This is a genomic window from Mycobacterium sp. 852013-51886_SCH5428379, from assembly GCF_001665575.1.
Classification (GTDB): domain Bacteria; phylum Actinomycetota; class Actinomycetes; order Mycobacteriales; family Mycobacteriaceae; genus Mycobacterium.
The window spans coordinates 83600-107087 of sequence record NZ_LZSU01000035.1; the positions used below are offsets into that span (position 1 = coordinate 83600).

Sequence of the window (23488 nt, forward strand, 5' to 3'; positions counted from 1 at the left end):
CACCGAAATCGCTGTCTAGCGCGCGAACATCAGGGCGCGCTTGACCTCCTGGATCGCCTGGGTGACCTGGATGCCGCGCGGGCAGGACTCAGTGCAGTTGAACGTCGTGCGGCAGCGCCACACCCCGTCCACCTCGTTGAGGATGTCGAGCCGCTCGGCGGCACCCTCGTCGCGGCTGTCGAAGATGAACCGGTGCGCGTTGACGATCGCCGCCGGACCGAAGTACGAACCCTCGGTCCAGAACACCGGGCAGCTGGTCGTGCAGCACGCGCACAGGATGCACTTGGTGGTGTCGTCGTAGCGGGCCCGGTCGACCTGGCTCTGGATGCGCTCCTTGGTCGGCGGGTTGCCGCTGGTCATCAGGAACGGCTTCACCGCGCGGTAGGCGTCGAAGAACGGCTCCATGTCGACCACGAGGTCCTTCTCCACAGGCAGCCCGCGGATCGGCTCGATGGTGATCGTGAGCTGCTTACCGGCCTTCTTGGGCAGCATGTCGCGCATCAGCACCTTGCACGCCAACCGGTTCACGCCGTTGATCCGCATCGCGTCGGATCCGCACACCCCGTGTGCGCAGGACCGGCGGAACGTCAGCGTGCCGTCGAGATACCACTTCACGTAGTGCAGCAGGTTCAGCAGCCGGTCGGTGGGCAGGCACGGCACGCGGAAGCTCTGGAAACCCGCGGCGTCGGGGTCCTCCGGGTTGAACCGGGCGATCTTGAGCGTCACCATCACCGCGCCCTCGGGCACGGGGGGGAGTTCCGGATCCTTGGTCTGGGGTTCGACAACAGCGGTCATGCTCGGTCCTCGCTCTTCGCGCAAGCGCTCATCGTCAGTACTTCCGTTCCATCGGCTCGTAACGGGTCTGCACCACGGGCTTGTAGTCCAACCGGATGTCACTCAGAAGGTCGGAACCTTCCTTGTAGGCCATGGTGTGACGCATGTAGTTGGTGTCGTCCCGGTTCGGGTAGTCCTCGCGGGCGTGGCCGCCGCGGGATTCCTTGCGGTTGAGCGCGCCCACGACGGTCACCTCGGCCAGCTCCAGCAGGAAGCCCAGCTCGATGGCCTCGAGGAGGTCGCTGTTGTAGCGCTTGCCCTTGTCCTGCACCGTGATTCGCGAGTACCGCTCCTTGAGCGCGTGGATGTCGGTGAGCGCCTGCTTGAGCGTCTCCTCGGTCCGGAACACCGCGGCGTTGTTGTCCATCGACTGCTGCAGGGCGCCGCGGATGTCGGCGACCCGCTCGTTGCCGTGCTCGGACAGGATGTCGCCGACCCAGCCGACCACCATGTCGGCCGGCTTCTCCGGCATGTCGACGAAGTCGTGGCCGAGGGCGTAGTTCGCCGCGGCGATACCGGCCCGGCGGCCGAACACGTTGATGTCCAGCAGCGAGTTGGTGCCCAACCGGTTCGCGCCGTGCACCGACACGCAGGCGCACTCACCCGCGGCGTAGAGCCCCGGCACGACCGTGGTGTTGTCGCGCAGCACCTGACCATGGATCGTCGTCGGGATACCACCCATGACGTAGTGGCAGGTGGGGTAGACCGGCACCAGTTCCTTGACCGGATCCACACCCAGGTACGTCCGCGCGAACTCGGTGATGTCGGGCAGCTTCTGCTCGAGCACGTCCTCGCCGAGGTGCCGCACGTCGATGTAGACGTAGTCCTTGTTGGGTCCGGCGCCGCGGCCCTCGAGCACCTCGAGCACCATCGAGCGGGCGACGATGTCGCGCGGCGCGAGGTCGACGATCGTGGGTGCGTAGCGCTCCATGAAGCGTTCGCCCTCGCCGTTGAGCAGCCGGCCGCCCTCACCGCGCACGGCCTCGGAGATGAGGATGCCCAGACCCGCCAGACCCGTCGGGTGGAACTGGTGGAACTCCATGTCCTCCAGGGGAAGTCCCTTGCGGAAGATGATGCCCAGCCCGTCACCGGTCAGCGTGTGGGCGTTGGAGGTGGTCTTGTACATCCGGCCCGAGCCGCCGGTGGCGAACACGATCGCCTTGGCGTGGAAGATGTGGATGTCGCCGGTGGCCAGCTCGTAGGCGATCACGCCGGTGGCCACCGGACCGCTGGGCGTCTCGGTGAGCGTGATGTCGAGTGCGTAGAACTCGTTGAAGAACTCGACGTCGTGCTTGACGCAGTTCTGGTACAGGGTCTGCAGGATCATGTGGCCGGTGCGGTCCGCGGCGTAGCAGGCGCGGCGCACAGGGGCCTTGCCGTGGTCGCGGGTGTGCCCGCCGAAGCGGCGCTGGTCGATGCGGCCCTCGGGGGTGCGGTTGAACGGCATCCCCATCTTCTCGAGGTCGAGCACCGCGTCGATGGCCTCTTTGCACATGACCTCGACGGCATCCTGGTCGGCGAGGTAGTCGCCGCCCTTGACGGTGTCGAAGGTGTGCCACTCCCAGTTGTCCTCCTCGACGTTGGCCAGCGCGGCGCACATGCCGCCCTGGGCCGCGCCGGTGTGGGAGCGGGTGGGGTAGAGCTTGGTCAGCACGGCGGTGCGCGCGCGCGGCCCGGCTTCCACGGCGGCACGCATACCCGCGCCGCCGGCGCCGACGATGACGACGTCGTAGCGATGTTCGATCAACATGGGCTTAGTCCTTCAGATCCTTTAAGCGATGTTCGCGTCGAACGTCACCAGCACATAGGTGCCGAGGACGAGGATGAAGATCATCGACAACGCCAGCAGCGCGTTGAGCCAGAACCGGGTGGAGTCCTTGCGGGCGTAGTCGGCGATGATCACGCGCAGACCGTTGCCGCCGTGCAGCTGGGCCAGCCACAGCAGCAGCAGATCCCAGGTCTGCCAGAACGGCGACGACCAGCGCTGCGCGACGTAGTTGAAATCGATGCGGTACACGCCCTTGTCCCACATCAGCATGATGAACAGGTGACCCAGCGCGAGGAACACCAGCACGATTCCGGAGAACCGCATGAACATCCACGCGTACTTCTCGAAGTTGGGCATACCGCCGGCCCGTTTGGGGGCGCGCGGGTTGTCCAGGCTGGGCGGCCGATCGTGGCTGCGCTGCATCACCGGCGCAGGGCCACCGCGTTCGCTGATGTGGTCGTACGGATTTTCGGCCATCACTTCAACCCTTCTCGGGTCGCTTCGCTCCTGCTCATCACAAGAACCTCTCCGCCATGTGCATACCGATGACGCCGACCGAGGCGATCAGGACCGCGATGAAGACGCCGGCGACCACCCACAGCATCTGCCGCTGGTAGCGCGGACCGTCTTTCCAGAAGTCGATCAGGATGATGCGGATGCCGTTGAGCGCGTGGTACAGCACCGCGCCGACGAGGCCGACCTCCATCAGGCCGACGATCGGGGTCTTGTACGTCTCGATCACGGCGTTGTAGGCCTCGGGGCTGACCCGCACGAGCGCGGTGTCGACGACGTGGACGAATAGGAAGAAGAAGATCGTGGCGCCCGAGATACGGTGCAGCACCCACGACCACATACCCGGGTCTCCCCGGTACAGGGTGCGCCTCTTCTTCGCGCGGGGCGACGGAACGTCGGTATCCGGCTTGTTCCCAGTACCAACCGGGGTCGTAGTACTCACTGGGCCTCCAACGCCTTCGGTGGACGTCCGGGGCGGTGCGATCGCGACCTGAACTGGCCTTGATCTCCTGCCCCAAAACCTCGGGGCGACTCTAGACCCCTTTGTACTGCTGAACGAACTAGCGTGTAGCCGTATGCCCCGCTCAGAGGGCAGAAGTTAGGTTGCCCTATCCGCCGCCGCGGGTGCTGCTGCGGTGGTTTCGGAATGCATTCAGAATCGCTGCCGAGGAGCTGGGATGTCAGTGGAAATCGACTGGAAACTGTTGCGCTACAAGGCAATCGAAGCATCCAGGGCCGCGTACGCCCCGTATTCGGGGTATCGGGTCGGCGCGGCTGCGCTGGTCGACGATCAGCGGGTGGTGGCCGGATGCAATGTGGAGAATGTCTCATATGGCCTAGGTCTCTGCGCCGAATGTGCTGTGGTCTGCGCCCTGTTCTCCACCGGTGGTGGACGGCTACTCGCACTGGTCTGTGTGGGCCCCGACGGGGAGGTCCTGATGCCCTGCGGACGGTGCCGGCAGGTACTGCTCGAACACGGCGGCCCGCAGATGCTGATCGATCATCCGCGCGGCCCGCGTCCGCTGCACGAACTGTTGCCCGACGCCTTCGGACCCGACGATCTCGAGCGTGCGCGGTGACCGCCTTCGACGCGCAGGGCGCATGGTCGCATCTCGATGCTCCGTCCGTCATCCGCACCAAACGCGACGGTGGCACCCTGTCCGACGCGGCGATCGACTGGGTGATCGACGGGTATACCCGCGGTACGGTGCACGACGCCCAGATGTCGGCCCTGTTGATGGCGATCTTCCTACGGGGGATGTCGGGTGCGGAGATCTCCCGATGGACGGCGGCCATGGTGGCCTCGGGAGAGTGCTTCGACTTCGGCGACCTGCGCCGGGACGGGCGTCCGCTGGCGCTGGTGGACAAACACTCCACCGGTGGGGTCGGCGACAAGATCACCATCCCGCTGGTTCCGGTGGTGATGGCCTGCGGCGGCGCGGTGCCCCAGGCCGCCGGCCGCGGACTCGGCCACACCGGCGGCACGCTCGACAAACTCGAGGCGATCGCCGGCTTCTCTGCCGAGCTGACCAAAACCCAGATCCGGCAACAGCTTTCCGAGATCGGCGCGGCGATCTTCGCCGCAGGTGAGCTCGCGCCCGCCGACCGCAAGATCTACGCGCTGCGCGACGTCACCGCCACGACCGAATCGTTGCCGCTGATCGCGAGCTCGGTGATGAGCAAGAAGATCGCCGAGGGTGCCCGCGCCCTGGTGCTCGACACGAAGGTCGGCTCCGGGGCTTTCCTGCCGTCGCTGGCCGAGGCCCGCGAACTGGCGCGCACGATGGTCGAACTCGGCACCGCACACGGACTGACCACCCGCGCAGTACTGACCGATATGTCGGTCCCGCTCGGACAGGCCGTGGGAAACGCCGTCGAGGTGGCCGAATCGCTCGACGTACTGGCCGGTGGCGGACCCGCCGACGTCGTCGAACTGACGGTGGCCTTGGCGACGGAGATGCTCGATGCGGCCGGGCTGGACGCCCGCGACCCCGCGCAGACGCTGCGCGACGGCACCGCCATGGACTGTTTCCGCGCCCTCGTCGCCGCCCAGGGCGGCGACCTGTCTGCGTTGACGCCCGGCGCGCTGCCGATCGGTGCGCATTCCGAGATCCTCCGGGCGCCGCGCAATGGCACGATGGGGGACATCGACGCGATGGCGGTGGGTCTGGCGGTATGGCGGCTCGGTGCGGGCCGCTCGGCTCCGGGTGAGCAGGTGCAATCCGGCGCCGGAATCGTCATCCACCGGCGTCCGGGTGACGTCGTGGCGGCCGGTGAGCCGCTGTTCACCCTGTACACCGACACCCCAGGGCGCATCGGGCCCGCCGCCGCCGAACTCGACGGCGCGTGGACGGTCACCGACGCCGCACCGCCGAAGCGCCCGCTGATCATCGATCGGATCACCGCATGACACCGTTGACCCTCGACTCGATCCGGCACGCCCCGAAGGCGCTGCTGCACGACCACCTCGACGGCGGCCTGCGCCCGGCCACCGTGCTCGAACTCGCCGAGGAAACCGGCTACGACGATCTGCCCGTCCAAGACGTCGACGGGCTGGCCGACTTCTTCCGCACGGCCGCGCACAGCGGGTCGCTGGTGCGCTACCTCGAACCGTTCGCCCACACCGTCGGGGTGATGCAGACCCCCTCGGCGCTGCACCGGGTGGCGCGGGAGTGCGTGGAGGACCTCGCCGCTGACAACGTCGTCTACGCCGAGATCCGCTTCGCGCCGGAACTGCACATCGACGGCGGATTGTCGCTCGACGACGTCGTCGACGCGGTGCTCGCAGGCTTCGCCGACGGGGAGAAGTCCGCCGCCGCCGACGGCCGGGCGATCACGGTGCGCTGTCTGGTCACCGCGATGCGCCACGCGGCGCGGTCCCGGGAGATCGCCGAGCTGGCGATCCGCTTCCGTGACCGCGGAGTGGTGGGGTTCGACATCGCGGGCGCCGAGGCGGGTTATCCGCCCACCCGTCATCTCGACGCGTTCGAATACATGCGGAACAACAACGCGCGCTTCACGATCCACGCCGGCGAGGCCTTCGGTCTGCCGTCGATCCACGAGGCGATCGCGTTCTGCGGGGCCGACCGGCTGGGCCACGGGGTGCGCATCGTCGACGACATCACCGTCGGACCGGACGGTGCGGTGACCCTGGGCCGGCTGGCCGGCATCCTGCGCGACAAGCGAATTCCGCTCGAACTGTGCCCGAGTTCCAACGTGCAGACCGGAGCTGTCGCCAGTATCGCCGAGCACCCGTTCGACCTGCTGGCCCGGTCGCGGTTCCGGGTCACGGTCAACACCGACAACCGGCTGATGAGCGACACCACGATGAGCCAGGAGATGCTGCGCCTGGTCGAAGCGTTCGGCTACGGGTGGACCGACCTCATGCGGTTCACCATCAACGCGATGAAATCGTCGTTCATCCCGTTCGACGAACGGCTCGCCCTCATCGACGACGTGATCAAACCCCGGTACGCGGTGCTGGTGGGCTGACCACTCCCGACCCCTACTCCTGCCGAAGCCGGGACTCCACGAACGCCTCGAGGGCCTCCCACTGCTGGACCGTCTCGGCGAACGGAGCCTCGGGGCGTACGGCGTCGGCGGTGCCGAGGACGTGGGCGATGAACGCACCGAGTGCGGTCGTCGGCTCCAATGTCTGCTCGACGGTGTTGTCCCCGGCGTAGTCACCGACGTCGCGCAGCAGCTCGACTGCGAGGTTGAGCTGTTCGCGGTCGACCGCGTCCGGACCGTCGGCGATGTCGTCGGCCAGCCCACTGAGGACGTAGATGTTCTCCTCGGTGACCTCGACCTCGAGGGAACCGTCCGTGGCCGCCGTGCGGATGTCGTCGTAGGTGGCCAGGTCGGACAGATCGTGGTCGTGTTCGTCGGCCAGGTAGCGCGCCAGTGCCCGCTCGGAGCCGAACACGCTGATCCGGCCGTTGCGGCCGAGGAACACCGGCTGATCGCCGAGATAGCAGCGCAGCGTGTAGAAGGTGCCCGAGCGGGTCATCATCCGCACAGGATCGATTCCGACCTTGACCCAGAAGTCCTCGTCGCCGCCGAGCACGGCGCCCTCCGCGGCCACGGCGGCGGGCTCGACCTCCACGTCGGCGTCGTCGGGCTGCTCCACGCTCACACCCGCGTCGGCGTCCTCGGTCTCGTCGGGTTCGGGCGCCGGCTCGTCGAGTTCGGCGGCGGCCTTCTCCGAGGCCTTCGCGTCGACGTCGGGAACGGTGACGATCTCGTCGATGGCGTCCAGCACGCCGTCCCAGCCGCGACCGATGACCGCTTCGATCTCGCCCCAGCGTTTGCGTCCGCTGCGGCCGGTGAAGGCGTCGATGCCGCCGCCGAGGGTGCCCAGCACGGGGTTGCCATTGAAGAACTTGGCCACCGGCGTCAGATCGCACACCGATCCGATCGACGACACCAGGGCCAGCGTGCGGTGCAGGGCGGCGACGGACTCAGCGGTCGGCTTCTCCGCGACCACCTCGGGGACGCCGACGATGTCGTGGTGGCGGTCCTCGGAGGGCGTCAGGCGGTGCGCGTTCGCCTCCGTCAACTTCTGCCAGGCCGGATGGTCGGTGAGGTCGTTGTCGGTGTTGGTCCGGACGAACGCCACCAGGTCGGCGACCGATTCGAATGCGTAGACGTCCTCGTCCTTACCGAGCAGCGCCTCCCACTCGTCCCCGGCGTCCCGCCAGCGCGGAGCCCAGAGTGTGTACAGGTCACCCTTGGTCAGGGAGATCTGAACCGGCACGATGTCTGCAGCCATGCGGCACAGCCTAACGACCGAGATCTGTGCACAGGTCGAGCAGCACCGCCTGCCGCCGTTGCAGGGCGGCGCGGCCCGCCGTCTGCACCGTCTCCACGATCAGCGGTCCGATCCGCGCGGCGGGAAGCCGACAGGCCGACTCGGCCAAGGTCAACGAAATCAGCGTGCCGGCGCCGTCGACCGCCGCCGTGACGACACCGTCGGACGATTGAGCGCGGCCGCGCACGGCCGCCAACGCCTCGGTCGCGCCGGCGCACACCGACGCGACGGCTCTGGCCCGCGCGACGGCGTGGTCGACGCGGTGCGCGTCAGCCGGTGGGACGGAAGAAGCCATGGAAGCCCTGTCCGGCGTTGGTGGTGCGCACCGGCGAGAGTTGCACCGGGTCACCCGCCTCGATCATGACCCCGTCCCCGACGATCATCGCGACATGGCCACTCCACACCGCCAGGTCGCCCGGCCGTAGCGCCCCGGGGGAGACGGCGGCGCCGACATCCTGCTCCTGGGCCAGCCGCGGAATGTCCAGGCCTGCTTCGCGATACGCCCACTGTGTCAGCCCGCTGCAGTCCAGCCCGACGCCCGGCGTGGTCCCGCCCCACTGATAGGGCACGCCCAACTGGGTCAGCGCGTGCCGAACCGCCTCGGCGGCAACCTGATTGGGGGCGTCGGCGGTGGCTCCGCCGGGGAGTGCCACAGCGGTGCCGTCGCCGAACGTGGCGGCGTCGGGCCGCGGCGTCGTGAGTGAGGCGAGGCTGGCGTACTCACCGCCGCCGGAGGGGGTCGTACCCCCGGACCCGGATCCGGCAGTCGGCGACGTTCCGCCGCCGACCCCTGTGGGCGCACCGGGCATCGACATCGGCGCGGACCCACCTGCGGGCGAGACCGCCGCGGACCGGCTGTCCAGCTCGGCGCGCAGTTCTTCGACGACGGTGACCGCCTCGCGCAGCGCGCCTTGCGCTTCGGCGAGGAGTTCCTCGGCCACCCCCGGTGTGTCCAGATGCGGTTCCAGGGCGGCGGCGCGGGATTCGAAGCGGTCGACGATGTCGCGCAGCCGGCCGCGGGCGTGGGCGGCGGCCGCACCGGCGGCGCGGGTCCCGGCGCCCAGCTCGCCGGCGTATTCGGCCAGCCGCAGCACCGCCACCGACGTCGCCCCGCTGAACTCCTCGGCGCCACGCGCACCCGCTCCCGTCCAGCCGGCACCGGCCTGCCGTGCGGCGGCGTCCACTGCTTCCGCCACCCCGGACAGCGTGTCCTGCAGGCCGGCCAGCGCAGAGGCCGGCCCTGCGCCGGACCAGCCGGGCCCCACCAGCGCTTGGAGTTCGTGCAGCGGAGCGGACAGGGCGGCCGTCAGCGCGCCGGGCATCTCAGCAGCGGATCAGCGCGGCCGCGCGGATCTGGACGTCGTCGTAGGACATCGCCGCCGCAGCCGCGGTCGCCGACCCGGCTGCGGCGAAGTCGGCGAGCGCATCGGCCCGGGCGGTGGCCGCGGCGAGCGCATCGGCCAGGGCGGCCGTGAACCGCGCACCGACGGCGCCCAGGGCGTCGGCGACGGCGCCGACCGGTACAGCGGTCAGGGCGGCTGACGCTGAGGCGAGCGCGGCGGCGTGATCGGCATGGGTGCTGGCAAGGATGCGGACGGCGTCACCGTCCACGCGGACATCGGCGGGCATGTAGATAGGACGGTCGGCAGGCCGGTGCGGTTCCGTCCGATCAGCGGCGGAGGTTCACCACTGCCGTGCGGTCTCGGCCACCTCGTCGCGCAACTGGTCGGCGCGGGCGCGAGATGCGGCCAGATCCGGACCCGCGGGACAGCGCACCTCGATGTAGGACTTGAGCTTCGCCTCGGTGCCCGACGGCCGGATCACCACGCGTACCGCCGTGGCGTCCGGACCTTCGCCCTCGGACCCGGTGAGGATCAGCGCGTCGGTGCGCAGCGGCGGGTCGGCGTTGCGCAGGTCGATGACGGTCACGGGGAATCCGCACAGTCGGTCGGGTGGGGTGTCGCGCAGCCGGGCCATCGCCGCGGCGGCCTCATCGGCGTCGGCCACGTGCCGGGTGACGCCGATGGTGGTGTGCACACCGTGGTGGCGGGCCAGGTCGTCGAGGGCGTCGAGCACGGTGCGGTGCTGTTTATGCAGTGCCGCGACCAGATCGCACGCCAGCACGGCGGCGCTGATGCCGTCCTTGTCCCGCACGGCGGCCGGGTCGACGCAGTGCCCGATGGCTTCCTCGTAGGCGTACACCAGGGTGTGCCCGGGTGGGTCGACGTCGGCGCGGGCCAGCCATTTGAAGCCGGTGAGCGTCTCGATGTAGCGGGCGCCGTGGCGCGCGGCGATCTCGGAGAGCATCCGCGACGAGACCACCGTGCTGGCCACCGCCATCCCGGCCATGACGTCGCCCGGCTCGATCTGGGACAGCAGGTAATCGCCCAGCAGCCAACCGGTTTCGTCGCCGGAGAGCATGCGCCAGCCGTCGGGGGTCGGTACCCCGACCGCGCACCGGTCGGCGTCGGGGTCGAGGGCGATCGCGATGTCGGCGTCAACGTCGGCGGCCAACTCGAGCAGCGCGTCGACGGCGCCGGGCTCCTCCGGGTTGGGGAACTTCACGGTGGGGAAGTCGGGATCGGGGGAGAACTGGCTCTCCACGACGTGGATGTCGCTGATGCCGGCGCGGACGAGTGCGTCGAGCAGATAGTCACCGCCCACACCGTGCAGCGGGGTCACCGCGACGCGGACCGGATCCGTCGTCCGTCGCACCAGGGCGGCGCGGTGGACGTAGGACTGGATCTCCTCGATCCCCGCGGTGTCGACAGGTGCGCGGGGGATCTCGTCGGCCGGTGGCGCTTCGGCGATGGCCTGCTCGATTTCGCGATCGATGGGCGCGACAATCGGCAGCCCCTCCTCGAAGTACACCTTGAACCCGTTGTCGGTCGGCGGGTTGTGCGATGCGGTGATCTGGATGCCCGCCGAGGCGACCATGTGCCGTACCGCAAACGCGATGACGGGTGTGGGTGCGGCGGCCAGCAGTAGGAGCGGTCGGAAGCCCTGTCCGGCAAGGACTTCGGCGGTGGCGCGGGCGAATTCGTCGGAGCGGTGCCGCGCGTCGCGGCCGACCAGCACCTGCGATCCCTCCCGTCCGCGGTCCTTGAGCACCTTGGCCACACCCCACGCCGCACGGATGACGACTGCGAGGTTCATACCGTTGGGCCCGGCGCGCAGAGGGCCGCGCAACCCGGCCGTTCCGAAGGTCAGAGGTCTGGAGAAGCGCTCGTGGAGCTCTTCCTGACTGAGCTGCGACAGCTCTTCAGCAGACTGCGGATCGGGATCGTGGGCGATCCACTCCTGGACGGTCGTCGCGGTGGCCGAGGACGTCATGGGCCCAGAGTGCCCCGTTTTTCGTCGATTAATGCCAGCTTCCTCAGCGCCGGCGCGACGATGATCAGCAATTCGTATTCGAGGTCGGTGAGCGTCTCGGCCATTGCATCGCGCAGCCATGCGTCGCGTTCGGCCCGGTCGGCCGCCAGCAACGCGCGGCCGTCGGGAGTCATCTCGATGAGCTGCCGGCGCCGGTCGCGGTCGTCTGGACGCCGGACGATCAATCCGCGGGCGACGAGTTCGTTGAGGCTGTCGGTCAGCGACTGCGCCCGCACACGCATCCGCGCACCCAATTCGGCGGGCGTGCTCACCCCGGTCCGACTCACCTCGCCGAGCAGTTCCATCTGGCTCAGCGTCAGACCGTGGTCGGGGCGGTGCCGGCGCAACTGCCGAGCTACCGCCATGATCGCCTCTCTCAACTCGGTCGCCGAGTCGTCGCCGCGCCGCATCATAAGCAAGTTATACCTTGGCATCCAACCGCGAACACCGCCTTTGCATGATCGAGATACCAAGGTGATACTTGGGATCGGGAGGTGTCAGTGCGGCGAATCATCAAATGGGTGCTGCTGGCGGCCGCGTCGATCGGCGTGACGGTGCCGCTGACCCTGGCCGGCGTGCCGTCCGCAGCGCTGTTCGCCGCACTCGTCGTCGCGATCGGGTTCGCCCTCACCTCGCTCTCACCCGGCGCACTGGCCCGACCCGCCGGCGTCGCCGCACAAGGGGTGCTGGGCGTCTACATCGGCACGATGGTCCGCCAGGACGCCATCGGCGCCCTCGGCGCGGACTGGCCGTTCGTCGTCGCGATCGCGGTGGCGACCCTGGTGCTCAGCGTCATCGCCGGCGCACTGCTCGGCTTGCACCGCGAGATCACCCCTCTCACTGGATCTCTCGCGCTGACCGCCGGCGGCGCCTCGGGTCTGGTCGCCATCGCCCGCGACCTCGGCGGCGACGACCGCGTGGTGTCGGTGGTGCAGTATCTGCGCGTCGCCCTGATCACGGCGTCCATGCCGGTGGTGGTCGCGCTGGTCTACCGCCCCGACCGCTCGCAGCCGTCCGGCGACCTCGGCCCGACCACGACCATGCCGTGGTACGCGAGCGTCGGTCTGCTTCTGGTCCTCGTCGTGGCCGGAACGGTCTGCGGGCGGCTGCTGCGACTGCCCGGCGCCGGGCTGCTCGGCCCGATGGCGCTGACCGTCGTCGCGGAACTCACCGGCGTGCTGGAACAAGCCGGGGCGCCCGGGCTGGCCGTACCCGCGGTCCTGGTGCAGGCGGCCTATCTGCTCATCGGATGGCAGGCCGGCCTGGCGTTCACGATGCAATCGCTGCGCGTCATCGGCCGCGTACTGCCCGCGGCGCTGACGCTGATCGTGCTGCTCGGTGCGGCAACAGCGGGCCTCGGCGTGGTCCTCGCGCACTACACCCACCTCAGCCCGCTGGAGGGCTACCTGGCGACCAGCCCCGGCGGCGTCTACGCCGTCCTGGCCACCGCCGTCGAGACCGGCTCCAACGTCACCTTCATCATCGCCGCGCAGGTGCTGCGGGTGCTGCTGATGCTGTTCGCCTCACCGCTGATCGCCCGCGCCGTGGTGTGGGCGAGCCGCCGACTGACCCGGCACCCGCCGTCGGGTCAGACCGACGAGATGACCGCGGCGAGCAACGCGCCCATCCGCGCCGCGGACTGACGGCCCGCCTCCAGCACCTCAGCATGCGACAGCGGCTGACCCGTCATCCCCGCGGCCAGATTGGTGACCAGCGAGAGAGCCAGGACGTCGGCGCCCGCCGCGCGCGCGGCGATCGTCTCGTGCACCGTCGACATGCCGACCAGGTCGGCGCCGAGGGTGCGCAGCATCCGGATCTCGGCGGGCGTCTCGTAGTGCGGACCCGGCAGCCCCGCGTACACGCCGTCGGCCAGCCCGGGGTCGACGGCCCGGGCCAGCTGACGCAGCCGGGGGGAGTAGGCGTCGACGAGGTCTACGAATTGGGCGCCGACCAGCGGCGATCGTGCGGTCAGGTTCAAATGGTCGCTGATCAGCACGGGCTGGCCGACGGTGAAGTCCTCTCGCAGCCCGCCCGCCGCGTTGGTCAGCACGATCGTGTCGGCACCCGCCGCGCACGCCGCGCGCACCGGGTGCACGACGTGACGCAGATCGTGGCCTTCGTAGGCATGGATACGGCCGAGGAGGACGAGGACGTGGTGGCCGCCCACCTCGACCGATCGCAGCACCCCGCCGTGGCCCTGAGCGCTGGGCGGCGTGAAACCCGGCAACTCGGTCATCGGAACCTGCGCGCGCGGCGTCCCCAGCGCATCGGCCGCCGGCGCCCACCCCGACCCCAGCACCACGGCGACGTCATGGGCGTCGATGCCCGTGCGGTCACGGATCGCCGCCGCCGCCTCCCGCGCCGTCCTGTCGGGGCCGGCGTCCGGGCTGACTTCCGGGCTCGTCACGGTAGGGCAGCTTAGCCCCGTCGGGGGAGTGAGATACTGCGCTAATGCCTTCCGCCACCGCGTCCACGAGCGTCGAGGACGCCGTCGACCGTCGCCGTGGCGATCTGATCGCACTGTCCCACGACATCCACGCCGAGCCGGAACTGGCGTTCGCCGAGTACCGCAGTTGCGCGAAGACCCAGGCGCTCGTCGCGGAGCACGGCTTCGCGATCACCCCGGCCGCCGGCGGGCTCGACACCGCATTCCGCGCCTCCTACGGCAGCGGACCGCTCGTCGTCGGCATCTGCGCGGAGTACGACGCGCTGCCCGGCATCGGGCATGCGTGCGGGCACAACATCATCGCCGCGTCCGCGGTCGGCGCCGCGCTCGCGTTGGCCGAGGTCGCCGACCAGCTCGGTCTGACGGTAGTGCTGGTCGGCACCCCCGCCGAGGAGACGGGCGGTGGCAAGGCGCTGCTGCTCGACGCCGGCGTATTCGACGACATCGCCGCCGCGGTGATGCTGCACCCGGGTCCGGTCGACATCGCGGCCGCCCGTTCGCTGGCGCTCTCGGAGGTCGACGTCGTCTACACCGGACACGAATCGCATGCGGCGGTCGCTCCCCATCTCGGCGTGAATGCCGCCGACGCTGTCACCGTCGCGCAGGTCGCGATCGGGCTGCTGCGTCAGCAGTTGGTTCCCGGCCAGATGTTGCACGGCATCGTCACCGAGGGCGGTCAGGCCACCAACGTCATCCCTGCGCGGGCCGCGCTGCGCTACACGATGCGGGCCTCGGACTCGGTGTCGTTGCACGAGCTCGAGGCACGCGTCGCGGGGTGTTTCGCCGCGGGCGCCGTGGCGACCGGCTGTGAGCACGAGGTCGCCGAGACCGCGCCCCCCTACGCCGAGCTGCGACCTGATGAGTGGCTGGCTTCGGTCTTCCGCGACGAGATGCAGCGCATCGGACGCGAACCCCTTGCTGCGGATCTGGAGGCGGCGCTGCCACTGGGCAGCACCGATATGGGCAACGTCACCCACGTGATCCCCGGTATCCACCCCGTCGTCGGCATCGACGCCGGCGGCGCGTCGATCCATCAGCCGGCGTTCGCGGCGGCCGCGGCGTCCCCGAGCGCCGACACCGCTGTCGTCGAAGGTGCGACCATGCTCGCGCGGACGGTGGTGCGGCTTGCCGAGACGGCTGAGCAGCGGGACCGGGTGCTCGAGAGGCAGAGGAGGCGGGCGTCGTGAGCGTGCTGCAACATGCCGCGGCGCGTTGGCTGTCGGCGAACTACGACGAACTCGTGTCCTGGCGCCGCCACATCCACGCCCACCCTGAACTCGGGCGTCAGGAGTTCGCGACCACGCAGTTCGTCGCGGCGCGACTCGCCGATGCCGGCCTGAACCCGAAGGTACTGCCGGGCGGCACCGGACTGACGTGCGACTTCGGCCCCGACCACGGACCGCGGATCGCTCTGCGCGCCGACATGGACGCGCTGCCGATGGCCGAACGGACGGGTCTGCCGTTCTCGTCGGTGGTGCCCAACGTGGCGCACGCCTGCGGTCACGATGCGCACACCTCGGTGCTGCTGGGGGCGGGGCTGGCCCTGGCGTCCGCCCCGTCGCTACCCGTCGGGGTGCGGTTGCTGTTCCAGGCGGCCGAGGAACTGATGCCCGGCGGCGCCATCGACGCCATCTCCGCCGGCGCGCTGAACGGCGTCACGCGGATCTTCGCGCTGCACTGCGACCCCCGGCTGCCGGTGGGACGGGTGGCCGTCCGGCCCGGCCCGATCACCTCGGCCGCCGATCAGGTGGAGGTGACCCTGCAGTCGCCGGGTGGACACACCTCGCGACCGCATCTGACCAGTGATCTGGTCTATGGACTCGGCACGCTGATCACCGGCGTGCCCGGGGTGCTGTCGCGCCGCATCGACCCGCGCAACAGCACCGTGATGGTGTGGGGTGCGGTCAACGCCGGCACCGCCGCCAACGCGATCCCGCAGTCCGGCACGCTGGCCGGCACCATCCGCACGGCCTCCCGCGAGACCTGGCTGACGCTGGAATCGCTAGTCCGCGAGACCGTTTCGTCGCTGCTTGCTCCGCTGGGCATCGAGTACAGCGTGCAGTACCGCCAGGGCGTGCCACCGGTGGTCAACGAAGAGCTGTCGACGCGGATCATGATGCATGCGATCGAGGCGATCGGGCCGGACGCGCTCGCCGATACCCGGCAGTCCGGCGGCGGCGAGGACTTTTCCTGGTATCTCGAGGAGGTGCCGGGAGCGATGGCCCGCCTCGGCGTGTGGGGCGGTCGCGGCGCGCAACTCGATCTGCACCAGCCGAACTTCGACCTCGACGAGCGGGCGCTGGGCGTCGGGGTGCGGGTGCTGGTCAACCTGGTCGAGCAGTCCGCGCTGCTGGCTTAACTTCCGCGAGCGTGCGTGTCTGCACACGACACGCCGCGCATCTGCGGCATTTTCGTCGCGCTCACGCCGCGCGACGGAGACGAAGCTGCTTGTCGATGCGGGCCACGAGTTCCCATGGGCGGTGCCGCACGTCGTCGAGGACGATCGCGATGACCGTCCACCCGACGTCCATCAGAGCCGCGGTCCGCCGCCGGTCGCGCTTCATGGCCTCGGCGCCGGCGTGCCAGTCCATGCCGTCGTACTCCACCGCGAGCCGGTATGCGGGCCAGGCGAAGTCGAGCCGGCGCCGCTCCCGGTTGCCGTCGATGAGCTCGTACTGCAGCTCGGGTGACGGCAGGCCACCGTCGAGCATCACCAGCCGTGCCTCGCTCTCGAGCGGGGATTCCGCGCGGCTGTCGGCGATGGCGATGAAATCGCGCACGGCGACGATGCCGCGCCGTCCGGACTGGTCAGTGGCCGCCCGCCACAGGTCCGGTCGGCGGCATGTCCCGCTACGCAGCGCCGCATCGAGCGTCGCGAGAGCGCGGGGCCGACGCAACCCACGCGCGACCTCGACGGCCGTCCAGGGAGCAGCGGTGGCGAGCCGCCCGCCAACGGTGACCAGAGGCGCGCCGTCGCGACGGTGGACGACCAGACCGTCGGCCGACCGGAGCTGTCCTCCGGGCGGATTGAGGACATGAAGATCGGTGGACGTCTCGGTGTCGAAGCCGTGCACGGCGGCGGCGGTGCCGAGACAGACCGGGACGGAGCGCCCGCAGGCGAGGTCCAGGCCACGCAGCCGCAGCGTGTCGGTGGCCGCGCCGCGGCAGTAGATGCCGTGCCACATTCGTTCGAGCTGGCCCGAGCCCAGCTCGGCTTCGAACCGACGTCGGCTCACCCGCGCCAGGATCTGGGCGCTGGTGGCCACGCCGTCTTGGGCCTCGAACAGCGCGTGCAGCGTCGGTTCCATGGCCGAGATCGTGACCGGGCGAGCGTGAGCACCGGAAGACCCCGCCGGGCGTCCTGTGGACAACTTTCCGACGAGCGTGCGCAAACTGCACGCTTCCCACGGCGTGTCCGTGTGCAGACACGCACGCTCGCGAAGACGGGGCCGGAGGTGACAGGCTGGAGTGATGGCCGTGCCGGAGCTCCGCCTGCGCACGCCGACGCCCGGTCTGCTCGCGCTTCCATGGGACCGCCCTCTGGAGGAGTGGACGGCGCCCGACGTGCCCCTGCGTGACGTCGCCGTGGGCCCGAGCCGCCACCTCGTCCGGTTCGTGCACTGCGACGGCGCGCTGTGGGCGGTCAAGGAGTTGCCGCCGCGCATCGCCGACAAGGAGTACGGCGTGCTCGGCGCCCTCGAGGAGATGGGGCTGCCCGCGGTGCACCGCGCGGGTCTGGTCCACCAGCCGGACTTCGAGACCTCGCTGCTACTGACCCGCTTCCTCGACGGCTCGTGGCAGTACCGACGGCTGTTCCGCCGGCTGCCGCCGGACGAACCCAAACACCGGGCGCGGCTGTTCGACGCGATGGCCTCACTGTTGGTCGAACTGCATCGCCACGGCGTGTTCTGGGGCGACTGTTCGTTGGCAAACACGCTGTTCTCCCGCGACGGCCAGGTCCTGCAGGCGTGGCTCGTCGACGCGGAGACCAGTGAGGTGCACCCGCAGCTGTCCAACGGCCAGCGCCGTCACGACCTGGACATCCTGGTGGAGAATGTCGCCGCCGATCTGATGGATCTGGCCGCCTGGCTGGGCGCGTCCGAGGACCTCGAGGACACGCTGATCGCCGAGGCCCAGGACATCCCGAATCGCTACCAGCGGCTGTGGGACGTCCTGCACGCCGAGCCGGTCTTCGACTTCACCGACCGCTACCGCGTCGAGGGCACCATCCGCCGCCTCAACGAACTCGGGTTCGCCGTGGAAGAGGTGACGTTGCAGCCCGTGGGCGACACCGGCGGTGACCGGCAACGGCTCCATGTCGCCGTCGGCGATCGCCGCTACCACGCCGAACGGCTGCGCGAGCTGACCGGGCTGGACACCGGCGAGGGGCAGGCCCGCATCCTGCTCGGCGACCTGTGGACGTTCCAGGCGCGTCTGAGCCAGGAAGCCGGACACGACGTCGACGATGCGACGGCCGCACAGCTGTGGGTGATGGAGGTGGCGACCCCCACCATGCACCGCGCGCACGAAGCGATCGGCGGCACCGGCACCGCGATCCAGGCGTTCTGCGATCTGCTCGAGATCCGCTGGCTGCTGTCCGAACGCGCCGGGCGCGACGTCGGCACCGAACGGGCGCTGCTGGCCCTGGCGCGCGACGTGATCCCCGCCGACTCGGTGGCCAAGATGGCGGTCGCCGAGGTGCCGACCGAGCCGATGCCGGTCATCGAATTCGACGACTGAGCGGGCTCTGCACACTCGCCAGCGCCGAGCGTGCGCGACATGCCGTGAAACTGCGGCGTGTCGTGTGCAGACGCGCACGCTCGCGGGTGGAGGGGCTAGCCGTGGGTGCCGGGGCCGATGTTGCGGGCCGGGCGGATCCGCAGATCGTGGACGTACTCGGCGGGGGCGCCGGCGATCTCCGCCGCATCGGCCATAACCCCGATATACCGCGCCGACGGCAGCCCGCCCTCCCAGGCGTCGACGACGTAGAGCCAGGCCAGCACCGGTTCGGTGTCGGTATCAGTAGTCAGGGGATGGATGCGGCAGCGGATCTTCTTGTGGATGCCGAGCTCGGAACCCTCCCAGCGGTCGAGGGTCTCCTCGTCCTCCTTGGTCACGTCGTAGAGCACGACGAAGACCTTGCTCAGCGGATCCTCGACGACCGTGGCGAGCGCACCCTCCCAGCCGATGTCCTCGCCGCCGAACGTCAACCGCCAGCCGTGCAGCCAGCCGGTGCCCGCCATCGGGGAATGCGGTGCGCGCTCCATCATCTGTTCGGGATGCATGTTGGAGCCGTACGCGGCGTAGAGCGGCACGGTAGGAGAGCTTAACCCTCGGCCGTAGCACCGCATCACCGCCGGACATCATGATCGAACCGGGCCGGATAGATTAGGACCGTGACAACCAGGATCGTCATCATCGGCGGCGGCCCCGCCGGCTACGAAGCAGCCCTGGTGGCCGCAGGCAGCGGTCCGGATGTTCAAGTCACGGTCGTCGACTCCGACGGCGTCGGTGGCGCGTGCGTGCTCTACGACTGCGTGCCGTCGAAGACGTTCATCGCCTCCACCGGCGTGCGCACCGAATTGCGCCGCGCATCCGGCCTCGGATTCGACATCAGCATCGAGGACGCCAAGATCTCGCTGCCCGACATCCACAACCGCGTCAAGACGCTGGCCCGTTCGCAGTCCGCCGACATCGGCAGCCAGCTGCTGCGCGAAGGCGTCACCGTCATCGGCGGCCGCGGGGAACTGGTCGACGACGTCCCGGGCATGGCGCATCACCGCGTGCGGGTGACCACCAACGACGGCAAGACCGGCGTGCTCAAAGCCGACGTGGTCCTGATCGCGACAGGCGCCAGCCCCCGGGTGCTGCCCAATGCCGAACCCGACGGCGAGCGCATCCTGACGTGGCGCCAGCTCTACGACCTCACCGAGCTGCCCGACCACCTGATCATCGTCGGCTCAGGCGTCACCGGCGCCGAATTCTGCAACGCCTACACCGAACTCGGGGTGACGGTGACCGTGGTCGCCAGCCGCGACCAGATCCTGCCGCACGAGGACAGCGACGCCGCCGCGGCGCTCGAGGAGGTGTTCGCCGAACGCGGGGTGACGCTGATCAAGAACGCCCGCGCGCAATCGGTGACCCGCACCGAGAGCGGGGTGAAGGTGGCCATCGCCGACGGCCGCACCGTCGAGGGCAGCCACGCACTGATGACCGTGGGGTCGGTGCCGAACACCTCGGGCCTGGGCCTGGAGCGGGTCGGCGTCGAGTTGGCCCCGGGTGGGTACATCCCGGTCGACCGGGTCTCGCGCACGCCGGCGTCGGGCATCTACGCCGCGGGCGACTGCACCGGGCTGCTGCCGTTGGCGTCGGTGGCCGCCATGCAGGGCCGCATCGCGATGTACCACGCACTGGGCGAGGGCGTCGCCCCGATCCGGCTGCGCACCGTCGCCTCGGCCACCTTTACCCGCCCCGAGATCGCCGCCGTCGGCATCCCGCAGAGCGCCATCGACGACGGCAGCGTCCCGGCCCGGACCCTGATGCTCCCGCTCAACACCAACGCCCGCGCCAAGATGTCGCTGCTGCGGCACGGTTTCGTGAAGATCTTCTGCCGGCCGGCGACGGGTGTGGTGATCGGCGGCGTCGTGGTCGCGCCCATCGCCTCGGAGCTGATCCTGCCGATCGCGCTGGCGGTACAGAACCGCATCTCGGTGACCGACCTGGCGCAAACGCTGTCGGTGTACCCGTCGCTGTCGGGTTCGATCGTCGAGGCCGGACGCCGGTTGATGGCGCACGACGATCTGGATTAGGCCCGACGACAGCGTTGGAGTCGGGCAAATCCGGCAGCGCCACGTAGCCTGGACACGACCCGTACCGACGAGTAACCAGGAGTCAGGCGTGCGCGAACCCGGCAACGACCAGACCCTTCTCGGCCCTGACCAGCGCACCGAGGCCTGGCAGCGGCTCGGCAGCGAGCAGTTCGACGTCGTCGTCATCGGCGGGGGAGTAGTCGGCGCCGGCGCCGCCCTCGATGCGGCCACCCGGGGTCTGAAGGTCGCGCTGGTGGAGGCCCGCGACTTCGCCTCCGGCACCTCGAGCCGCAGCAGCAAGATGTTCCACGGCGGGCTGCGCTATCTCGAACAGCTCGAATTCGGTCTGGTGCGGGAGGCGCTGCACGAACGCGAACTCTCACTGACCACGCTGGCGCCGCATCTGGTCAAACCGCTGCCGTTCCTGTTCCCGCTGACCAATCGGATTTGGGAGCGGCCCTACATCGCCGCGGGAATCTTCCTCTACGACCAGCTCGGCGGCGCGAAAAGCGTTCCCGCGCAGAAACATCTGACCAAAGCCGGCGCACTGCGGCTGGCGCCCGGCCTCAAGCGCAGTTCGCTCATCGGTGGAATCCGGTACTACGACACCGTCGTCGACGACGCCCGGCACACCATGATGGTGGCCCGCACGGCCGCCCACTACGGCGCGGTGGTGCGCACCTCGACGCAGGTGGTCAACATGTTGCGCGAAGGCGACCGCGTGATCGGGGTCGTCGTGCGCGACAGCGAGGACGGCGCGGTCACCGAGGTCCGCGGTCACGTGGTGGTCAACGCCACCGGGGTGTGGACCGACGAGATCCAGGCGCTGTCGAAGGAACGCGGCCGGTTCCGGGTACGGGCGTCGAAGGGCGTGCACGTCGTCGTACCCCGCGACCGCATCGTCAGCGAGGTCGCGATCATCCTGCGCACGGAGAACTCGGTGCTGTTCGTCATCCCGTGGGGCACGCACTGGATCATCGGCACCACTGACACCGACTGGAATCTCGACCTCGCCCATCCGGCGGCCACCAAGGCCGACATCGACTACATCCTCGGCACCGTCAACACGGTGCTGGCCACACCTTTGACCCACGATGACATCGACGGTGTCTACGCCGGGCTGCGGCCGCTGCTGGCGGGGGAGAGCGAGGAGACCTCGAAGCTGTCCCGCGAGCACGCCGTCGCCGTACCCGCCCCCGGCCTGGTCGCGATCGCCGGCGGCAAGTACACCACCTATCGCGTGATGGCCGAGGACGCGATCGACGCGGCCGCCGAATTCGTACCGACCCGGGTGGCCCCGTCGATCACCGAGAAGGTGCCGCTGATGGGCGCCGACGGCTATTTCGCGCTGATAAACCAGACCCAGCACGTCGGTGAGCAGAACGGTCTGCACCCCTATCGGGTGCGTCATCTGCTGGACCGGTACGGCTCGCTGATCGGGGAGGTGCTGGCGCTGGCGGAGGATCGGCCCGAACTCCTCACGCCCATCACCGAGGCGCCGGTCTATCTGAAGGTGGAGGCGGCCTACGCGGTCGTGGCCGAGGGCGCGCTGCATCTGGAGGACATCCTGTCGCGGCGGATGCGTATCTCGATCGAGTATCCGCACCGCGGGGTGGATTGCGCGCGTGAGGTCGCCGAGGTGGTCGCCCCGCTGCTGGGCTGGAGCGCCGAGGATGTCGACCGCGAGGTGGACACCTACTGCGCCCGGGTCGACGCCGAGGTGCGCAGCCAGCAGCAGCCCGACGACGAGTCCGCCGACGCGCTGCGCGCCGCGGCCCCGGAGGCACGCGCGGAGATCCTCGAGCCGGTGCCGTTGACGTGATCGCCCCGCTGCCGCAGCGGGACGGTCTGGGTCCGGCCCGGGTGCGGTTACGGGGCGGGGCGGTTCTGGTGGAACTGGCGAGTCGATTCGGCGAGGCGGCGGCGGCGAAAGTGCTTGCCGGAGAAGTAGTCACCGCCGACGGTAGTCCGGTGACGGCGGGCACGGTGCTGCCGCCGGGCGCGTATGTCTGGCTGTACCGAGATCTGCCCGACGAGGTCGAGGTGCCGTTCGACCTCCCGCTGCTGTACCGCGACGACGATCTGGTGGTTGTCGACAAACCGCACTTCCTGTCGACCATGCCGCGCGGCAGACACGTCGCGCAGACCGCGCTGGTCCGGCTGCGCCGCGAATTGGCACTACCCGAGCTGAGCCCGGCACACCGGCTGGACCGGTTGACCGCGGGGGTGCTGATGTTCACCACCCGACGCGAGGTCCGCGGCCGCTTCCAGACCCTGTTCGCGCGCGGACTTATACGCAAGTCCTACCTCGCGCGCTCCGGCCTCCGCACCGACACCGCGCTCCCCGTCATGGTGCGCAGCCGAATCGTCAAGCACCGCGGGCAGTTACAGGCAGTCGAGGAGGACGGCGAGCCCAACGCCGAGACCCTCGTCGAACACGTCGACGGCGATCTCTACCGGCTGACCCCGCGCACCGGCCGCACGCACCAGCTACGGGTGCACATGGCCGCCCTCGGTATGCCGCTGCGCAACGATCCGCTCTACCCGGACATCATCGACGTCGCACCCGACGACTTCAGCAGACCGCTGCAACTGCTCGCCCAGCGCATCGAGTTCGACGATCCCGTCACCGGCCTGCACCGGTGTTTCGTCAGTCGGCGCACTCTCTGAACGCCTGCGGACGCGGCGATTACGGCGAAGTCCCTACGGATGACGCGTCGATGACGCAACATGGGCGGGTGCGAAGAATGTGGTCGTATTCCGGAGCCGGCGCGGTTGCGCTGATGTTCGCCGCCGGCCTCACGCCAGTGGTTCCGACGGCGCACGCCACGTTGTGCGCGTCGGTCGGCGGACGGTTCGTCGACGTCAGCGGATGCTCCGATCCCCTGGCATATCTGAACGACGCGCTGCCGCCACCCCCTCTCTTATACACATCT

The 23488-nt window shown here is 69.7% G+C and carries 23 protein-coding genes and 1 pseudogene; 11 read left to right on the plus strand and 13 right to left on the minus strand.

Annotated elements, in window-relative coordinates; all coding sequences use genetic code 11:
• Nucleotides 1-15 precede the first annotated feature (15 nt).
• From A5757_RS14590 to sdhC, 4 genes are read right to left on the minus strand one after another with little or no spacing between them, the layout of a single operon-like run.
• Nucleotides 16-795: a succinate dehydrogenase iron-sulfur subunit gene (locus A5757_RS14590; protein WP_066835328.1), complete on the minus strand. Its 780-nt coding sequence runs from the start codon at nt 793-795 to the stop codon at nt 16-18.
• 34 nt (nt 796-829) lie between these two features.
• Nucleotides 830-2584, minus strand: coding sequence for a succinate dehydrogenase flavoprotein subunit (gene sdhA / locus A5757_RS14595; protein ID WP_066835330.1), 1755 nt, complete (start codon nt 2582-2584; stop codon nt 830-832).
• A gap of 21 nt (nt 2585-2605) precedes the next feature.
• On the minus strand, nt 2606-3079 hold the full coding sequence (locus A5757_RS14600; RefSeq protein WP_066835332.1) for a succinate dehydrogenase hydrophobic membrane anchor subunit: 474 nt from the start codon (nt 3077-3079) through the stop codon (nt 2606-2608).
• Between the two features lie 37 nt (nt 3080-3116).
• Nucleotides 3117-3557 (minus strand): succinate dehydrogenase, cytochrome b556 subunit, encoded by a 441-nt coding sequence (gene sdhC / locus A5757_RS14605; protein ID WP_082929477.1) that lies wholly within the window; start codon nt 3555-3557, stop codon nt 3117-3119.
• Nucleotides 3558-3792: 235 nt separating this feature from the next.
• On the opposite strand from sdhC, the gene A5757_RS14610 reads away from it, so the two are divergent.
• From A5757_RS14610 to A5757_RS14620, 3 genes are read left to right on the plus strand one after another with little or no spacing between them, the layout of a single operon-like run.
• Nucleotides 3793-4194 carry a cytidine deaminase gene (locus A5757_RS14610; protein WP_066835340.1) on the plus strand — a complete coding sequence of 134 codons (402 nt, stop codon included), beginning with the start codon at nt 3793-3795 and terminating at the stop codon, nt 4192-4194.
• The gene (locus A5757_RS14615; protein WP_066835342.1) at nt 4191-5525 is read left to right on the plus strand and encodes a thymidine phosphorylase; all 1335 of its coding nucleotides are present in this window, start codon (nt 4191-4193) and stop codon (nt 5523-5525) included. The genes A5757_RS14610 and A5757_RS14615 overlap by 4 nt, the downstream gene beginning before the upstream one ends.
• Complete coding sequence (locus tag A5757_RS14620; protein ID WP_066835344.1) at nt 5522-6607, plus strand: adenosine deaminase; 1086 nt, start codon at nt 5522-5524, stop codon at nt 6605-6607. Before A5757_RS14615 ends, A5757_RS14620 begins: the two co-directional genes overlap by 4 nt.
• A 13-nt stretch (nt 6608-6620) precedes the next feature.
• Here A5757_RS14620 and A5757_RS14625 read toward each other — a convergent pair whose 3' ends face one another.
• The 6 genes from A5757_RS14625 to A5757_RS14650 are packed head-to-tail and all read right to left on the minus strand — an operon-like array spanning nt 6621 to nt 11707.
• Nucleotides 6621-7886 carry a primosomal protein gene (locus tag A5757_RS14625; protein ID WP_066835346.1) on the minus strand — a complete coding sequence of 422 codons (1266 nt, stop codon included), beginning with the start codon at nt 7884-7886 and terminating at the stop codon, nt 6621-6623.
• 10 nt (nt 7887-7896) lie between these two features.
• Nucleotides 7897-8220: a YbaB/EbfC family nucleoid-associated protein gene (locus A5757_RS14630; protein WP_066835348.1), complete on the minus strand. Its 324-nt coding sequence runs from the start codon at nt 8218-8220 to the stop codon at nt 7897-7899.
• Nucleotides 8195-9247, minus strand: coding sequence for a C40 family peptidase (locus tag A5757_RS14635; RefSeq protein WP_066835350.1), 1053 nt, complete (start codon nt 9245-9247; stop codon nt 8195-8197). The genes A5757_RS14630 and A5757_RS14635 overlap by 26 nt, the downstream gene beginning before the upstream one ends.
• 1 nt (nt 9248) lies before the next feature.
• Nucleotides 9249-9554 (minus strand): type VII secretion target, encoded by a 306-nt coding sequence (locus A5757_RS14640; protein ID WP_066835352.1) that lies wholly within the window; start codon nt 9552-9554, stop codon nt 9249-9251.
• 54 nt (nt 9555-9608) lie between these two features.
• Complete coding sequence (locus A5757_RS14645; protein WP_066835354.1) at nt 9609-11258, minus strand: phospho-sugar mutase; 1650 nt, start codon at nt 11256-11258, stop codon at nt 9609-9611.
• Complete coding sequence (locus A5757_RS14650; protein ID WP_066835394.1) at nt 11255-11707, minus strand: MarR family winged helix-turn-helix transcriptional regulator; 453 nt, start codon at nt 11705-11707, stop codon at nt 11255-11257. Before A5757_RS14650 ends, A5757_RS14645 begins: the two co-directional genes overlap by 4 nt.
• Nucleotides 11708-11797: 90 nt before the next feature.
• On the opposite strand from A5757_RS14650, the gene A5757_RS14655 reads away from it, so the two are divergent.
• Nucleotides 11798-12940, plus strand: a complete 1143-nt coding sequence (locus tag A5757_RS14655) for an AbrB family transcriptional regulator (RefSeq protein WP_066835356.1) — start codon at nt 11798-11800, stop codon at nt 12938-12940.
• Here A5757_RS14655 and A5757_RS14660 read toward each other — a convergent pair.
• Entirely contained in the window at nt 12886-13704 is an 819-nt protein-coding gene (locus tag A5757_RS14660) for a purine-nucleoside phosphorylase (protein WP_066835358.1), read from the minus strand. The two genes, A5757_RS14655 and A5757_RS14660, sit on opposite strands and share 55 nt — an antisense overlap.
• A 44-nt stretch (nt 13705-13748) precedes the next feature.
• On the opposite strand from A5757_RS14660, the gene A5757_RS14665 reads away from it, so the two are divergent.
• On the plus strand, nt 13749-14930 hold the full coding sequence (locus A5757_RS14665; protein ID WP_066835360.1) for a M20 family metallopeptidase: 1182 nt from the start codon (nt 13749-13751) through the stop codon (nt 14928-14930).
• Complete coding sequence (locus A5757_RS14670) at nt 14927-16102, plus strand: M20 family metallopeptidase (RefSeq protein ID WP_066835363.1); 1176 nt, start codon at nt 14927-14929, stop codon at nt 16100-16102. Before A5757_RS14665 ends, A5757_RS14670 begins: the two co-directional genes overlap by 4 nt.
• A 61-nt stretch (nt 16103-16163) precedes the next feature.
• Here the strand turns inward: A5757_RS14670 and A5757_RS14675 are convergent, their stop codons facing one another.
• Entirely contained in the window at nt 16164-17051 is an 888-nt protein-coding gene (locus A5757_RS14675) for a DUF559 domain-containing protein (protein ID WP_066835365.1), read from the minus strand.
• Between the two features lie 163 nt (nt 17052-17214).
• Between A5757_RS14675 and A5757_RS14680 the strand changes: the two genes are divergently transcribed.
• A complete protein-coding gene (locus A5757_RS14680) occupies nt 17215-18483 on the plus strand; it encodes a DUF4032 domain-containing protein (RefSeq protein ID WP_066835367.1) in 1269 nt (422 codons plus the stop codon).
• Between the two features lie 95 nt (nt 18484-18578).
• On the opposite strand, the gene A5757_RS14685 is transcribed toward A5757_RS14680, so the two are convergent.
• On the minus strand, nt 18579-19058 hold the full coding sequence (locus tag A5757_RS14685) for a gamma-glutamylcyclotransferase (RefSeq protein ID WP_066835369.1): 480 nt from the start codon (nt 19056-19058) through the stop codon (nt 18579-18581).
• An 81-nt stretch (nt 19059-19139) separates the two neighbouring features.
• Between A5757_RS14685 and A5757_RS14690 the strand changes: the two genes are divergently transcribed.
• From A5757_RS14690 to A5757_RS23685, 4 genes and pseudogenes are all read left to right on the plus strand, one after another.
• On the plus strand, nt 19140-20552 hold the full coding sequence (locus A5757_RS14690) for an NAD(P)H-quinone dehydrogenase (protein WP_066835371.1): 1413 nt from the start codon (nt 19140-19142) through the stop codon (nt 20550-20552).
• An 88-nt stretch (nt 20553-20640) separates the two neighbouring features.
• Nucleotides 20641-22374, plus strand: a complete 1734-nt coding sequence (locus A5757_RS14695) for a glycerol-3-phosphate dehydrogenase/oxidase (protein ID WP_066835373.1) — start codon at nt 20641-20643, stop codon at nt 22372-22374.
• Nucleotides 22374-23222 (plus strand): pseudouridine synthase, encoded by an 849-nt coding sequence (locus tag A5757_RS14700; RefSeq protein ID WP_066835396.1) that lies wholly within the window; start codon nt 22374-22376, stop codon nt 23220-23222. Before A5757_RS14695 ends, A5757_RS14700 begins: the two co-directional genes overlap by 1 nt.
• A gap of 77 nt (nt 23223-23299) precedes the next feature.
• Nucleotides 23300-23488: pseudogene (locus A5757_RS23685) on the plus strand (RNA-binding protein); the annotation flags it as partial.